Origin of the sequence: Enterovibrio norvegicus FF-33, assembly GCF_000286835.2 — a bacterium.
In the GTDB taxonomy this organism is placed as follows: Bacteria; Pseudomonadota; Gammaproteobacteria; order Enterobacterales; family Vibrionaceae; genus Enterovibrio; species Enterovibrio norvegicus_A.
Genome location: NZ_AJYD02000038.1, coordinates 994,325 through 1,010,247 on the forward strand (window position 1 = coordinate 994,325; position 15,923 = coordinate 1,010,247).

At 48.9% G+C, this 15,923-nt stretch carries 10 protein-coding genes; 5 read left to right on the forward strand and 5 right to left on the reverse strand.

Features of this window, described 5'->3' with window-relative positions:
• Window positions 1-60 precede the first annotated feature (60 nt).
• Together ubiH and A1OO_RS12690 are read left to right on the forward strand one after the other, a co-directional pair.
• A complete protein-coding gene (gene ubiH / locus A1OO_RS12685) occupies window positions 61-1,266 on the forward strand; it encodes a 2-octaprenyl-6-methoxyphenyl hydroxylase (RefSeq protein WP_017003243.1) in 1,206 nt (401 codons plus the stop codon).
• A complete protein-coding gene (locus A1OO_RS12690; protein WP_017003244.1) occupies window positions 1,266-2,492 on the forward strand; it encodes an FAD-dependent 2-octaprenylphenol hydroxylase in 1,227 nt (408 codons plus the stop codon). Before ubiH ends, A1OO_RS12690 begins: the two co-directional genes overlap by 1 nt.
• Before the next feature lie 100 nt (window positions 2,493-2,592).
• On the opposite strand, the gene eno is transcribed toward A1OO_RS12690, so the two are convergent.
• From eno to rlmD, 5 genes are all read right to left on the reverse strand, one after another.
• Window positions 2,593-3,894, reverse strand: a complete 1,302-nt coding sequence (gene eno / locus A1OO_RS12695) for a phosphopyruvate hydratase (protein WP_017003245.1) — start codon at window positions 3,892-3,894, stop codon at window positions 2,593-2,595.
• Window positions 3,895-3,974: 80 nt separating this feature from the next.
• On the reverse strand, window positions 3,975-5,609 hold the full coding sequence (locus tag A1OO_RS12700; RefSeq protein ID WP_016960286.1) for a CTP synthase: 1,635 nt from the start codon (window positions 5,607-5,609) through the stop codon (window positions 3,975-3,977).
• A gap of 139 nt (window positions 5,610-5,748) precedes the next feature.
• Entirely contained in the window at window positions 5,749-6,567 is an 819-nt protein-coding gene (gene mazG, locus A1OO_RS12705) for a nucleoside triphosphate pyrophosphohydrolase (RefSeq protein ID WP_016960287.1), read from the reverse strand.
• A gap of 133 nt (window positions 6,568-6,700) precedes the next feature.
• Window positions 6,701-8,911 carry a GTP diphosphokinase gene (gene relA, locus A1OO_RS12710; protein WP_017003246.1) on the reverse strand — a complete coding sequence of 737 codons (2,211 nt, stop codon included), beginning with the start codon at window positions 8,909-8,911 and terminating at the stop codon, window positions 6,701-6,703.
• Between the two features lie 61 nt (window positions 8,912-8,972).
• The gene (gene rlmD, locus A1OO_RS12715; RefSeq protein ID WP_017003247.1) at window positions 8,973-10,289 is read right to left on the reverse strand and encodes a 23S rRNA (uracil(1939)-C(5))-methyltransferase RlmD; all 1,317 of its coding nucleotides are present in this window, start codon (window positions 10,287-10,289) and stop codon (window positions 8,973-8,975) included.
• 300 nt (window positions 10,290-10,589) lie between these two features.
• Between rlmD and barA the strand changes: the two genes are divergently transcribed.
• The 3 genes from barA to A1OO_RS12730 all read left to right on the forward strand — a co-directional run bounded on the left by barA (window position 10,590) and on the right by A1OO_RS12730 (window position 15,856).
• Complete coding sequence (gene barA / locus A1OO_RS12720; protein WP_016960290.1) at window positions 10,590-13,322, forward strand: two-component sensor histidine kinase BarA; 2,733 nt, start codon at window positions 10,590-10,592, stop codon at window positions 13,320-13,322.
• Window positions 13,323-13,720: 398 nt separating this feature from the next.
• Window positions 13,721-13,975: an acyl carrier protein gene (locus A1OO_RS12725; protein WP_016960291.1), complete on the forward strand. Its 255-nt coding sequence runs from the start codon at window positions 13,721-13,723 to the stop codon at window positions 13,973-13,975.
• 162 nt (window positions 13,976-14,137) lie between these two features.
• On the forward strand, window positions 14,138-15,856 hold the full coding sequence (locus A1OO_RS12730; RefSeq protein ID WP_017003248.1) for an AMP-binding protein: 1,719 nt from the start codon (window positions 14,138-14,140) through the stop codon (window positions 15,854-15,856).
• The last annotated feature ends 67 nt before the right edge of the window (window positions 15,857-15,923 follow it).

The window sequence follows — 15,923 nt, forward strand, 5'->3', positions numbered from 1 at the left end:
GCACTCAGCGCTCAACACGTCACGCATTAGCCCCCAATAATGGCTGGAGATTGGCAACGAATGGATGCAACAGCGCCGTCAACACACTCATATGATGTTGTTATCGCAGGTGGTGCGATGGCCGGTGCGACACTCGCTCTGGCCATTGAGCGCTTAACGCAAGCAAAGCTTTCTGTGGCAGTGGTCGAAGCGGCCATCCCCGATAATACTCACCCGGGGTATGACGCCCGAAGCATTGCCCTTTCCTACGGCAGTTGCCAATTGCTCGACCAAATCGGCGTATGGCATGGCGTGGCGCCATTTGCTACCGCCATCAATACCATTCACGTCTCCGACCGAGGCCATTTTGGATTCACTGAAATGCACGCCGACAAGGAAGGACTGCCGTTTTTAGGAAACGTTATTGAACTTGCTGATGCGGGACGCGTATTCCATAAATCGCTGAGTCAGGCGAAAAATATCTCACTGTTTTGCCCTGCGTTTGTCACTGACATTACCCGTGCGACCGACAAAGTCACTCTTACGCTCAACGACGGGCAAACGCTCACCACTAAGTTGATGGTCGCCGCCGACGGCGCACTCTCTTCATGCTGCGACATGGTTGGAATTTCCCGCCACGAGCATGATTTTGAACAAGTGGCACTGATTGCCAATATCACGACATCTTTACCGCATCAGGGCAAAGCGTTCGAGCGTTTCACTGAATCAGGTCCCGTGGCTTTATTGCCGATGTCTGAAGGGCGAAGCTCTTTAGTTTGGTGCGTCAAACCACAGGATGTCCCTGCACTTATCGAGCTGTCTGATCACGCGTTTGCAGACAAGCTCCAAGCCATCTTTGGTTGGCGTCTTGGTAAGCTATTGCATGTTGGACAGCGAAACAGCTATCCGCTGATTTTGCGCCAAGCCACGCAACTGATCAGCCACCGTTTCGCGGCTGTCGGCAATGCCGCGCAAACCTTGCACCCTATTGCGGGACAAGGCTTTAACCTTGGGCTTCGTGATGTCATCACCTTGGCAGAAGAAATTGCTCGCGCACACAACGAACAACAAGATTGCGGCGACATGGCATTGCTGCAGCGCTATCTACAACGTCGAGAACCCGATAGGGATGCGACTGTTGCCATGACCTCTGGCCTTGTGCACGGCTTTTCCAACACGTCTGCGCCGCTTATCCTTGGGCGCAATTTAGGGCTGGCGGCCATGTCCGTCTTTAGCGGATTAAAAGCGCCATTGCTGCAACGAGCGATGGGACTGGTAGAACGATAATGAAAATGACAAATGTAGATATCGCCATCATTGGCGGCGGCATGGTGGGGTTAACTTTAGCGGCAGCTTTGGCTGATAGCGACCTTCGAATTGCTATCATTGAAGGCAAAGAACCTGAGCCTGAATTAAATGCCCTGCCCGACCTTCGCGTTTCAGCTCTGAGCCGCGCGAGTGAAAATATCCTAAAAAATATTGGCGCTTGGGAAGGCATTCTTGCTCGTCGCAGTAGCCCTTATCAAAAAATGTCAGTGTGGGAACAAGACAGCTTTGGCGCCATCGATTTTGATGCCATGGACATGGGTCAGCCGAACCTAGGCTATATCGTCGAAAACCGCGTTATCCAACTGTCATTGTTTGAACGCATCAAGCAGCAACACAATGTGACTCTATTCTGCCCAGATAAATGCGCCTCCATGATGTTCGGTGAAACCGAAGCATGGCTAACCTTGGATTCCGGCAACGCCATTACCGCTAAATTGGTGGTGGGTGCAGACGGTGCGAATTCTTGGGTGAGAAATCAGCTCTCTATCCCACTCACACATTGGGACTATGGCCACAGCGCTCTGGTTGCCAACATACGCACCACAGAGCCTCACGATGGTGTGGCACGTCAGATCTTCACACCAGACGGCCCTCTGGCCTTTCTACCTCTTTCTGACCCACATCTTTGTTCCATTGTTTGGTCGCAATCACCAGAGCAAGCCGACCAACGATGCACCATGTCGGATGAAGACTTTAACAAATCACTCACTGCCGCCTTCGATACGCGACTTGGTCTTTGTTCAGTCGAAGGTGATCGCGCCGCATTCCCCTTGAAAATGCGTTATGCGCGCGACTTTGTCGTTGAACGCGTTGCCTTGGTGGGCGATGCAGCCCACACCATTCACCCGTTAGCGGGCCAAGGTGTCAATCTTGGTCTGTTAGATGCCACCACGCTGGCGCAAGAACTGGTGCGTTTGCACGATGAAGGCAAAGACATTGGCGAGAAAGCCAACCTGCGCGCCTTTGAACGCTGGCGTAAAGCGGAAGCTGCACAAATGATCACAGCGATGCAGGGCTTTCGCGATATTTTCTCAGGTGACAACCCAGCGAAGAAGCTGTTTCGTGGCATTGGTTTAATGGCTGCCGCAACCCTACCGGGGATCAAAACGCAGTTTATTAAGCGAGCTTTGGGGTTAAATGGGGATTTGCCCGAGTTAGCGAAGAAATTAGGACCGAGGTCCTAGGACGTTGTTTCCCTTATCCTACAAACAAAAAAACGGCTCCCAAGGGAGCCGTTTTCATCTCTAAATCAGCGTATCGCCGACTGAATGAAGTGCTAAGCGATTACGCTTGGCCTTTAACTTCTTTCAGACCGTTGAAAGGTGCGCGTTCGCCCAGAGCTTCTTCGATACGGATAAGTTGGTTGTACTTAGCAACACGGTCAGAACGGCTCATAGAACCCGTCTTGATTTGGCCAGCAGCAGTACCAACAGCAAGGTCAGCGATAGTTGCATCTTCAGTTTCACCTGAACGGTGAGAGATAACTGCAGTGAAACCAGCGTCTTTAGCCATCTTGATAGCAGCCAAAGTTTCGGTTAGTGAACCGATTTGGTTGAACTTGATCAAGATAGAGTTAGTGATGCCTTCTTCGATACCACGAGCCAGAATCTTAGTGTTAGTCACGAACAGATCGTCACCCACTAGTTGGATTTTGTCGCCCAGCAGTTCAGTTTGGTGCTTGAAGCCAGCCCAATCAGATTCGTCCAGACCGTCTTCGATAGAAACGATTGGGAATTGATCAACGAGACCAGCAAGGTAGTGGTTGAACTCTTCAGCAGTGAAGGTTTTGCCTTCGCCTTTCATGTTGTAGATGCCAGCTTCTTTGTCGAAGAACTCAGATGCTGCACAGTCCATAGCAAGAGTGATGTCTTTGCCTAGCTCGTAGCCAGCAGCTGCAACAGCTTCTGCGATAACTTCTAGCGCTTCAGCGTTAGACTTAAGGTTAGGAGCGAAACCGCCTTCGTCACCAACTGCAGTGTTGTAGCCTTTAGACTTCAATACTTTCGCTAGGTTGTGGAATACTTCCGCACCCATGCGAACAGCTTCTTTCAAAGTTGCAGCGCCAACTGGCTGAATCATGAACTCTTGGATATCAACGTTGTTGTCAGCATGCTCGCCACCGTTGATGATGTTCATCATTGGTAGAGGCATAGAGAACTGACCAGCAGTGCCGTTTAGTTCAGCAATGTGCTCGTACAGTGGCATGCCTTTAGCAGCAGCTGCTGCTTTTGCGTTCGCTAGAGATACCGCTAGGATTGCGTTAGCACCGAACTTAGATTTGTTCTCAGTACCGTCCAGGTCGATCATGATCTGGTCGATTTCTGCTTGGTTTGTCGCGTCTTTACCTTCTAGAGCGTTAGCGATTTCGCCGTTTACTGCGCCGATTGCTTTCAGTACGCCTTTACCTAGGAAACGAGCTTTGTCGCCGTCACGCAATTCAAGAGCTTCGCGAGAACCGGTAGATGCGCCAGATGGTGCAGCTGCCATACCTACGAAACCACCTTCTAGGTGAACTTCTGCTTCTACAGTTGGGTTACCGCGTGAATCGATAATTTCACGACCTAGAACTTTAACGATCTTAGACATTGTGTTTCCTCTCGTATGTCATATAGCTTAAAAATGCGAAAAGCGGCTGCACTACCTTCGCAACCGCCCTTTGTTCTCAGTTACAGCTCACCACGCTGATTTTTACCTGACGCAGCCACAAAACCTTCAAACAGAGGATGGCCATCGCGTGGGGTCGAGGTAAATTCAGGGTGGAACTGGCACGCCACAAACCATGGGTGCTCAGGATTTTCAATAATTTCAACCAGCTTCTTGTCCGCTGACAGACCCGATACCACAAGGCCGGCTTCTTCAAGTTGCGGACGTAGCACATTGTTGACTTCATAGCGGTGACGGTGACGCTCATGGATTGAAGCGTTGCCGTAAAGCTCACGCGCTTTGGTGCCGTCTTTCAGGTGACACAGCTGTGCGCCAAGACGCATGGTGCCGCCCAAATCGGATTTTTCAGTACGCTCTTCTACCTTACCTTCGCCGTCAACCCACTCGGTGATCAGGCCAACAACCGGGTACTTGGTCGCTTTGTTGAACTCAGTCGAGTTCGCGCCTTCCATGCCAACAACGTTGCGCGCATATTCGATCAGCGCCACTTGCATGCCAAGACAGATACCCAAGTAAGGGACTTTGTTTTCACGCGCGAATTTCGCTGCCAGAATTTTGCCTTCTACGCCGCGATCGCCGAAGCCACCCGGAACGAGAATAGCGTCCAAACCGTGAAGGACTTCTTCACCTTTGGTTTCTACATCTTGTGAGTCAACGTATTTGATCTTCACGGTCAGGCGATTTTTCAAGCCTGCGTGCTTCAACGCTTCGTTAACTGACTTGTAGGCATCGGGCAGTTCAATGTATTTGCCAACCATACCGATAGTGACTTCACCGGTTGGGTTCGCTTCTTCATAAATAACTTGTTCCCACTCTGTCAGATCAGCTTCTGGCGCTTCGATACCGAAACGCTTACAAACCAAATCATCCAAGCCTTGCGAACGGATCAGTGAAGGGATCTTGTAGATGGAATCTACATCCTTCATTGAGATAACGGCTTTTTCTTGCACGTTACAGAACAAGGCAATCTTAGAACGCTCATTCGCAGGAATAACGCGATCGCTACGGCACACCAGAATGTCTGGCTGAATACCGATAGATAGCAGTTCTTTCACAGAGTGTTGAGTAGGCTTGGTTTTCACTTCACCTGCCGCAGCAAGGTAAGGAACCAGAGTCAGGTGCATGAACATGGTGCGTTCACGACCTAGCTCAACCGCCAACTGACGGATAGCTTCAAGGAATGGCAATGACTCGATATCGCCCACCGTGCCGCCGATCTCAACGATAGTCACATCGTGACCTTCGCCGCCCGCAAGCACACGCTCTTTGATAGAGTTGGTGATATGAGGAATAACCTGGATGGTTGCACCCAAGTAGTCGCCTCGGCGCTCTTTACGCAATACGTCTGAATATACACGACCAGACGTAAAGTTATTGCGCTTAGTCATCTTGGTGCGGATGAAACGCTCGTAGTGACCCAAATCTAGGTCGGTTTCTGCACCGTCTTCCGTAACGAATACTTCACCGTGCTGGGTTGGGCTCATCGTGCCCGGATCCAAGTTGATATAAGGGTCAAGCTTCATCATGGTCACATTAAGACCACGTGCTTCTAAAATCGCTGCCAATGACGCTGCAGCAATACCCTTACCGAGGGAGGAAACCACCCCGCCAGTTACAAAAATGTAATTCGTTGTCATGCTAAACCTGAGAGTTGGATTTAGGGGAAATATTGGAAATCTGGACGGGACGACATGTTACCAGAGCCCGAAACTTCCCACAACGTGAAAACTATCACACGGCGTACCCTTTTTTTTTGTTGTAAATCAATTCAGCGATTCACACTGGTTTGTTGCCTTCGTCACATTTCACTTGCTGCCAGAGTTTTTCGAGTTCATCTTGCTGAGTTTCCTGCAAGTTTTTACCATTTTCGCGTAATTTCATTTCAATTTGACGAAAACGATTTTCAAATTTTAAATTGGCCTGTCGTAACGCCTTTTCTGGGTTGGTTCCCACATGCCGCGACAAATTCACCACGGAAAACAGTAAGTCGCCCATTTCTTCATCAACACGAGCCTGGTTCACGTTCACCATCAACGCTTCTTCCATGACTTCTTCAAGTTCTTCTTGCACCTTGTCGGCAACAGGCCCAATCGCATCCCAATCAAAACCAACACTGGCACAGCGTTTTTGTAGCTTAGCGGCTCGCCCCAATGCGGGCAGTGCCGTTGGTACATCATCGAGAATACTCAATTCGGCGTCTGGTTCGGCTTTAGCAGCTCGCTCTTGCGCTTTGATGCCTTCCCAATCTGCTGCTTGCAACGGATTGCCATCAGCGTCTTTCTCACCAAACACATGGGGATGACGGCGCACCAACTTGTCACAAATCGCACCAACCACGTCGTCGAATTCAAAGTCACCCTGCTCTTTGCCGAGTTGACTATAGAACACAATTTGGAACAAAAGATCACCCAACTCGTCACGCACATCGCCCCAATTTTGGCGCTCGATGGCATCGACTGTCTCGAAAGTTTCTTCGATGGTGTAAGGAATTATGGAGTTGAACGTCTGCTTTTTATCCCAAGGACACCCATTTTTCGGGTCTCGTAGGGTCGCCATAATTTCGAGCAATTCTTGCATTCGCGACATTTTATTCATGCCTATTTATCCATTGTCAGTTTGTTTTAACGCCGTCTTGAAATAAAAAAGGAAAGCCTCTGCTTCCCTTTCTGGGCTGATACCCGAGCAAGCTTCCCATCCTTGCACAACGAGAGTTTACGCAGGTATAAGACTAACGAAGCCGCTTCGCTTCATGCACGTCCTTCACCTGCTCAAGGCGGGTGATCACTCGACTCAGCACATCAAGATCACTTAGCTCAAGATCAAAATCCATGATGGATATGTTCTGCTTGTAATCAACTCGACTTTGCATGCCCGACACCCTGACTTTTTCATTGGTCAGCATGCTAGAAAGATCTTTAATCAAGCCGTTACGTTCTGACGCCAAAACACGCACCGTAATTTGGTAACTGCCGACAAATCCGCCCCCCCATACCGTATCAATAATACGCTCGGGTGCATGATGACGAAGATCTGCCAACTGTTCACAATCAGAACGGTGAACCGAAATACCGCGTCCCTGTGTGACGTAGCCTTCAATAGCATCACCAGGAATGGGCTGACAGCAACGTGCAAGGTGCGTCATCAGGTTATCAACCCCTTCTACCACCACCGCGTCTCTGCGCGGTTTTTTAGGGACAGGAGAGCTCTCCACCTGCTCCAGCTTCGCTCGTAACTGTTTGTCTTCTTCTTCCTTTGTCGGTTTATTGACAATGGAATTGATGAAATTCACCACCTGATTGATGCGTAAATCGCCACTACCGACACCGGCGTAAACTTCATCAAGGCTATTCATGTTGAAGCGCTTCATGGCTAAGGTGGCATCTTTACTGGCGGCACCAATTTTGGTCAGTTCGGCATCGAGGATCTCTTTGCCCGCAATCATGTTCTTTTCACGCGATTGCTTGCGGAACCATGCATTAATTTTGGCACGAGCACGACCTGAATTGACGAAGCCCAAACTTGGGTTTAGCCAGTCACGTGACGGGTTCGGCTCTTTTTGCGTGATGATTTCGACTTGATCGCCCATTTGCAGGTGGTAAGTGAACGGCACGATGCGGCCTTCCACTTTGGTACCAATACAACGGTGCCCCACTTCCGAGTGAATGTGGTAGGCGAAATCTAACGGTGTTGCACCAATGGGCAAGTCGACCACATCACCGCGCGGAGTAAAGGCGTAGACACGATCATCAAACACTTGGCTTCGCAACTCATCGAGCATTTCGCCCGAATCAGACATCTCTTCTTGCCACGCCAGCAGTTTACGTAGCCATGTGATTTTCTCGTCGTAACCACTGCGTCCCGTCGTTGCACCTTCCTTGTATTTCCAGTGCGCGGCGACGCCTAGCTCGGCATCATCATGCATTTGCTTGGTGCGAATTTGGATCTCGACCGTTTTCCCTTCCGGCCCCAACACCACGGTGTGGATAGACTGATAACCGTTAGGTTTAGGATTAGCGACGTAGTCGTCGAATTCTTTGGGAAGGTGGCGATATTTGGTGTGCACTGCCCCTAGTGCGGCATAGCAATCTTGAAGCTGGTCAGCAATGATACGCACAGCGCGAACATCAAACAGCTCATCAAAGGCAAGGCTCTTTTTCTGCATCTTACGCCAGATGCTGTAGATGTGCTTAGGGCGGCCGTAAACCTGCGCATTGATGTTGGAAACGCTCATTGACTGCTGTAAGTCCGTGACGAACGTATCGATGTATTCTTCGCGGTCAATACGTCGTTCAGCTAGCTGTTTAGCAATTTGCTTGTAGGTATCTGAATGCTGATAACGGAAGGTGTAATCTTCGATTTCCCACTTCAGCTGACCAATCCCTAATCGATTGGCCAATGGCGCATAAATATTGGCGCACTCTTTAGCGACGGCCTTTCGTACATTGTCCGGCTCATTTTTCACTTCACGCAGATAACTGATCCGCTCTGCCAGTTTGATCACCACACAACGAAAGTCATCCACCATCGACAGCAACATGCGGCGTACGTTATCCACTTGCGCTGACGTCGCTTCTTCGTCGTTGGCATTCAGATGACGAATAGACGCCATTTCCTGCACGCCATCCACCAGCTTGGCGATGGTGCTGCCATAGCGTTCTTTGAGCACGTCGTGAGCCAGCAAGCCATCTTCCACCACAGGGAAGAGTAACGCCGCGATCAAGGTTTCCTTGTCCATACTTAAGGTGACAAGGATTTCAATCATCTCTCGACCAAACCATAACGGCTGCGCCATGGCTTGCTCGTCGCCCAGCGTTTGGCAGTCATAATAAGCATCAATCAACGCCTGCGAAACATCCGCGTCTTGGGCGAGACCATCTACCCAGCGTTCAAGTAAAAAATCTTTGTTGTCATTTAGGTGCGCGCCACGAATTGCGACCATTTCACTATCCTGTTTTTCTAATCCTTACCGGCAACCATCATGGTTGCCGGTTTCGAGCGACTTAGGCTTTGATAAACAATGCCATCGACTCTAAGTGCCCGGTATGGGGGAACATGTCCAACATGCCCAACCTGGCTAACTTGTATCCTTTATCGAGCAGTACTTGGCTGTCTCTTGCCAGTGTTGCAGGGTTACAAGAGACATACACGATACGCTCGGCACGTGATTGTGCCACATAAGGCATAACCCCTAAAGCGCCAGCACGTGCAGGATCGAGCAAAATTTTGCTATAGCGCTGCTTGCCCCACTCGGTCTTACCTGCATCCAGTTCAAGGTTTGCGTGGTAGAACGCCACATTGTCTAAACCATTGTGCGTTGCGTTGTCGCTGGCACGCTGCACCATGTCCTCAACGCCTTCAACGCCCACAACCGACTCTGCTTTGCCTGCAATCGGTAAACTGAAGTTACCTAGACCACAGAACAAATCGAGCACCTTGTCGTCGTTATTAAGATCTAGCCAATCAAGTGCCTGGGCAATCATTTTTTGGTTAATGTCGGCGTTGACCTGAATAAAGTCCTGCGGTTCAAAAGAAAGCGACAGCGTACCCAACGAATAATGTGGCGCGTCACCACACATACGCTCGGCGTTGCCTTCACCTTGTTGGAGATACAAAATCAACGCCTTGTCATCGGCAAACTGTTTAAGACTCGCCATGTCTTCGTCATGCAGTGTCTTAATCGCCCGCACCAGCAGCACCCGCCCTGCATCTGACTCCACCAGCTCAACGTGCCCGATAACACGACGACCACGCAACGCATCCAGTAGCGAATAGACCTCGGGAAGCAGAGCATCAAGTTGTTTGTCTAAAACCGGACAATGGGTCACCGTCACGATTTCTTTTGAGCTTCGCTGACGAAAGCCCATTTCCAGCTCGCCCGTTTTACTGATTTTCACGCTCAATCGCGCACGGCGCCGATATCCCTGCCCTTCTGAACGCACAGGCGCATCTTGAGTTAAATCCGCAGAGGCAAATTTTTTCATCAGCTGAGAAAGTGAATTTTGCTTGGCTTTAATCTGTGCATCATGTCCAAGGTGTTGCAAGTTACACCCTCCGCACACACCGTAGTGGGCACAAAATGGCTCTATTCGTTCAGCACTTGGTGTTACCACCTTGATCAATTTGGCACGGGCAAACTGGCGCTTATCTTCTGTCAACTGCGCCACGACTTCTTCGCCCGCTAATGCCCCAGCAATAAACACCGGTCTTTTTCCGTCAAAAGCCACACCATCACCTTGATGGTCAAGACGCTCAACCGTGAAGGCCTTGTGTTTGGTATCGAGATTTTTCTTCTTCTGTGGCTGAAAAAAACGCGCCATGTTGGTTTTCCAATGTCGGCCATCACCCCCCTTTCCTGCGGTGGGCATGGCAGTGAATCGTATATTGGCGGACAGCGGGTTGTGATAACCTGCTGAATTCTCGCCGACAGCTTTGGTGTACAGCCGTACCTAGGATTAGAATGTAGTCATAGGTACTGGATATGTAGGTACTAAACAAACGGCTATTGAATAAATAGCTCGGTAAAAAACAGCGATACGATGAACAATGACGTCATGACATATATGTCATGACCAGGTACGTCATGAAAATGACGGCAATTCTCCCACAGAACAAACAGCATGACCAAATACGGACTTCGCGCCAGAGTAATTACCCTTACCATCGCACCGACTCTGATCATCGGCATCTTGCTCAGTGCTTACTTTATCAAAAACCGCTATCAAGAGCTGGAACAGCAACTGAGCGTGGCCGGTCAGGCGATCATTGAACCATTGGCTATCGCCAGTGAAATCGGTCTTTCTAATGAAAGCCGTGAGAACGTGCGCCGACTCATCGGCCACACTCATCGCCAACACAGCCAGTACATTCGGAGCATTGCGGTGTTCTCTGATCAGAATGATCTCTTCGTGACGTCAAACTATCATCGCAATCTCGATTTAATGGCTATCCCCGACGGCGACTCACTACCCGATCGACTTGAAATCAGTCGGTTACAAGATACCTTGCTATTGCGTGCGCCCATCCGCGCCATTGGCGGCTTCAATAACAACCTGACGCAAGATCAAACCATCGGTTACATCACGATGGAAATGGACTTATCCACGGTCAAGCTAAAGCAGTATCAAGAAATCATTTCCGCAGCGGTTGTGCTGATCCTTGGCGTCATTTTGTCAGGCTTTTTTGCTTATCGCTTGCTGCTTGATGTCGAAACACCGATCACCCAAATGATTAATATGATCGACCGAATCCGTCGAGGGCATCTCGATGTTCGGATTGAAGGCAAATTATTGGGCGAACTCGACACACTAAAAAATGGCATTAACGCCATGGCGATCTCGCTGTCTGAATACCATTTAGAAATGCAGCAAAGCATCGATCAGGCAACCTCAGATTTACGAGAAACCCTTGAACAGCTTGAGATTCAAAACGTTGAGCTAGATATTGCCAAGAAAAATGCCCAAGAAGCGGCGCGCGTAAAATCAGAATTTTTGGCTAATATGTCTCATGAACTGCGTACCCCGCTTAACGGTGTCATTGGCTTTACGCGTCAAATGCTGAAAACCCAATTGAGCAGCAGCCAGCAAGATTATCTGCAGACTATCGAAAAGTCCGCCAACAACTTGCTCACCATCATTAATGACATTCTCGATTTCTCCAAACTCGAAGCGGGCAAGTTGCTGCTGGAAAACATCCCGTTTGATTTTGAAGACTCGCTAGAAGAAGTCATGCGCCTGCTCGCGCCGATGGCGCACGAAAAAGGGCTAGAGCTAGATCTGCGCATTGACCCTCGCATTCCGGCTGGCGTGATTGGTGATCCGCTCCGTATTCAGCAAGTACTCACTAACCTTATCGGTAACGCTACCAAGTTTACCGAACGCGGTCATATCCGCATCAGCGTAGAGCTAAAACAACAACGCGATGAACAATTAGAGCTTCAGTTTGTTATCCGCGATTCTGGTATCGGTATTTCTGAGCGCCAACAAGCCCAGTTGTTCCAAGCGTTCCGACAAGCAGATGCCAGCATCAGTCGCCGTTATGGCGGCACAGGCCTTGGTTTGGTGATCACACAAAATCTGGTGAATCAGATGGGTGGTGACATTGGCTTTAGTAGTCGCTTACACCAAGGCTCAACATTCTGGTTTACTTTGTCACTGTTAAAAACTGATTTGCCGTTAGTGCAACCTGTAGACAGCGAAGCACTAGCAGGGCAATCACTGCTATTGGTGGAATCAGATATTGAAAGCCGCCAGTTGATGAGTGAGCGTTTATCACAATTTGGCCTCAGCATCCGAAGCGTTGACACCTTGCCTGAGCAATCTGAACCCGTTTCGTGCGTGCTAATTTGTGTCGATGCCAGTGATGTTCCTTCTCCTGACACCTTGATCGCCCAAGCAACTCATGCTGAATCTTTCAGTGACAAAGTCATTTTCTGCCTGCCTACCACCGAATTAGCGCTGTCAGAGCACCTGTTAAGTTCAGGCGTGAACTCATGCCTTGCGAAGCCATTATCTGTACGAAAATTGGTAGAACTTCTTCAAGGTGAGCAGCAAGCGCCAGACGTTTTGCCGCCTGCAGTGGAAACCCATACCAATAAACTTCCGATGACGGTCATGGCGGTCGATGACAACCCTGCCAACTTAAAGTTGATCACGGCGTTGTTGAAAGAAAGGGTGACCCATGTGGTGACGGCACACGATGGAAAACATGCAGTAGATCGTGCACGTTCACAACGTTTTGATCTCATTTTGATGGACATACAAATGCCCGAAATGGATGGCGTAACCGCATGTAAAGAAATACGAAAGTCGCCATTGAATCACCAAACACCGGTTATCGCTGTGACCGCTCATGCCATGACGGGAGAGCGCGAACGCCTGCTTGACGAAGGGATGGATGATTACCTGACCAAGCCCATTGAAGAGCATATCCTCGAACAGGTCCTTCACCACTGGACCCATCCGCACACAGGGGACATTCAGCCATCAAGTCCACTCATCAAAACGAATAATGTGGGTTCGTCACTGAGCATTGATTGGTCATTGGCCATGAAACAGGCATCAGGCAAAGAAGCGCTCGCCAAAGAGATGCTCCAAATGCTCGTGCGTTCATTTGATGAAGTAGAAGAAAAGGTCAATAACGCGCTTGATGGCGACAATATCGAACTCTGGCCGATTATTCATAAATTGCACGGCAGTTGCGCTTACAGCGGAGTACCCAAGCTAAAAGGACTTTGTTATGAGCTAGAGACACAGTTTAAACAAGGTGATGACAATGATGATGTTGAGCCGGAGTTGTGTGAATTGCTGGATGAAATGAATAATATTCGCGAGCAATCGCCGCATTATCTTTAGATAAAGCAGGCAATACCGAGGATGAAACTGACAGAAAAACGGGCAATCCCAGCCCTTGGGAGTGCCCGTTTTTTCATGCAACCAACAGCCACTGATAAGCCCTCTCCGCAAATCGAAACATTATTAACCCCAATCAGGACGCAGAATCAACACGTACTCAAACAACCAAAAGCATGCATTTCAAGACAAATCAAGTCGATAATGGCAACACTCAAATTCTACGAGTAATTTCAAACATCGACGTCTAAAAATGTAAACACTCAAGAAATGTCACGATTCATACCCCCAATTCACCTCACGCGCTTCGCTCCCTATTTACGTATCTGCTATACGTGCCATTGAAATCATACGATAGATGCTCAGTGCATGCTGTCAGAACACCATTAGAAGGTAATGAAATGGCTGATGTAGATAACCCGAATTTTAAACAGGTTCACCACGCGTTAATTGAATTGTTTGAGCTGGTACCTGAAGACGTTGTGCCAGACGCCAATCTGTATGAGGACTTAGTGCTTGATAGCATTGATGCGGTAGACCTTGTCGTTCACTTGCAAAAAGAAATAGGTAAGAAGATCCCGCCCGAAGTGTTCAAAAGTGTCCGTACTGTGCAGGATGTTGTTGATGCCATAGAGCAACTGCTTCAACCAGCCTGATCCTGCCTCACTACAATGCTATTACGTTGTGAAAACGTGATGATTTTATTGAGACGTAATCGATTCGTTGAACCACATGACTCTACAAGGTGTTAGTACAGCGCTTACACCTTGTAGAGTTATGCAAACGAATGATAAGTCATTCTATAAAGACCGATACTCATGGATTTCAAGCCGCTCTCTCTTTTGCTTTCTCGCCCAACAGATGATGACTTATTTCTCGTTGCCGATGGTGAAATCGGTTTCAAAACACAACGAGACTTTCAGCATGATGTCGCGACGCTTTACCATGTTTTGAATACACACCCCGCAGCACGATGGGCTGTTTGTTTCGACGACAGTTACTACATGGCCGTTGCTGTTCTGGCTTTGTCTTATGCGGGAAAAACTGTCGTCATACCGGGTAATATCCAGATTGGCGCATTGAACGAGTTAGCCCATGAATTTGACGCTATGTTGTCCGACCGTCATGCCAGTGTCTTACCCAATAACGATGCCATTACATTGCCGATCGACCACAAAAGTCACCATGCCATCGCGCTGGATGCCTTGTCTCTCGACAGTATCAAAATAGTTTTGTACACCTCAGGCTCAAGCGGAAAACCCAAAGCGATAGAAAAATCGCTTCAACAGTTACAAGCGGAAATAGATATCCTTGAACAAACTTGGGGCAGCGAACTTGCAACGTCATCCATTGTCAGCACCGTTTCTCATCAACATATTTACGGTCTGCTGTTCCGTGTACTGTGGCCCTTATGCGCAAGACGAACATTTTCTCGCACCAACGCCGTCTATCCACAACAACACAGCACCGAACAAGCATTGTCTCAAACATTAATCAGCAGTCCTGCGCAGCTTAAACGCCTCAAACAAGATCACCCGCGATTGTGTTTTTGTGCCGTATTTTCTTCCGGTGGCCCTTTACCGTTTAACGCTGCTGAAAAAACCGAACAATACCTGGGTAAACGCCCGTTCGAAGTCTTTGGCAGCACTGAAACCGGCGGGATCGCTCACAGACAGCAACACACAGACACCGCGACTTGGACGTTGTTTGACGGTATCTCGGCAACGTTAACCGAGCAAGGCTGCCTGCGATTGCGCTCCCCCTTTATTCATCCCAAAGTGGATTATGACACCAGCGATCTTTGTGACTTTCACAACGATGGTACTTTTACCTTGCAGGGGCGTGCAGATAGGATCGTCAAGATCGAAGAAAAGCGCGTTTCTCTGGCGGAAGTGGAAAACCGCTTGATGGACCACACATGGATTGAAGATACCGTCTGTATTGCCAAAGAAAGCGCAGACAGACAATACATTGCAGCGGCACTGGTACTAAGCCAAGAAGGCAAATGCGCCTTTCAGAATCAAGGGGATGCGATATGCCGTCAAACGTTACGGCAACACCTCGCACAATGGCTAGATGCCATTTCTATACCACGAGAATATACGATTGCTTCTCATATCCCCCAAAACAGCCAAGGGAAACGCGAAGCGAACGCCGTGGATGAATTATTTACCCCTTCATCAAAGAAAAAAACGACCGATCGCCCACCTAGCGTGGTGAAAACTGCCATCTCGAACCTTCATGCCGAGCTCTCACTTTGTGTCGACAGCGATCTTCGCGAGTTTGAAGGTCATTTCCCAGGTTTCGCAATCTACCCAGGGGTGTCACAAATCAATGCAGTAGTACATTTTGCCCTCGATATTTTCGGTATCACTGCTCCTTTTCGATCGCTTGATAAATTGAAATTTGAAGCACCGATCTGGCCTGACATGCAAGTGCAACTTTCCATGAATTGGAAGCCAGAAAAAAACGCCCTGATCTTTCGGCTGGAATCTACAGCAGGTCTCCATACCCGAGGTGTCATTCACTTCGACTAAACACAACAATAAATCCATTCACCGATGAAAAGAGCCATGGAAAAGGCACCTGTACCGGTGATTTATT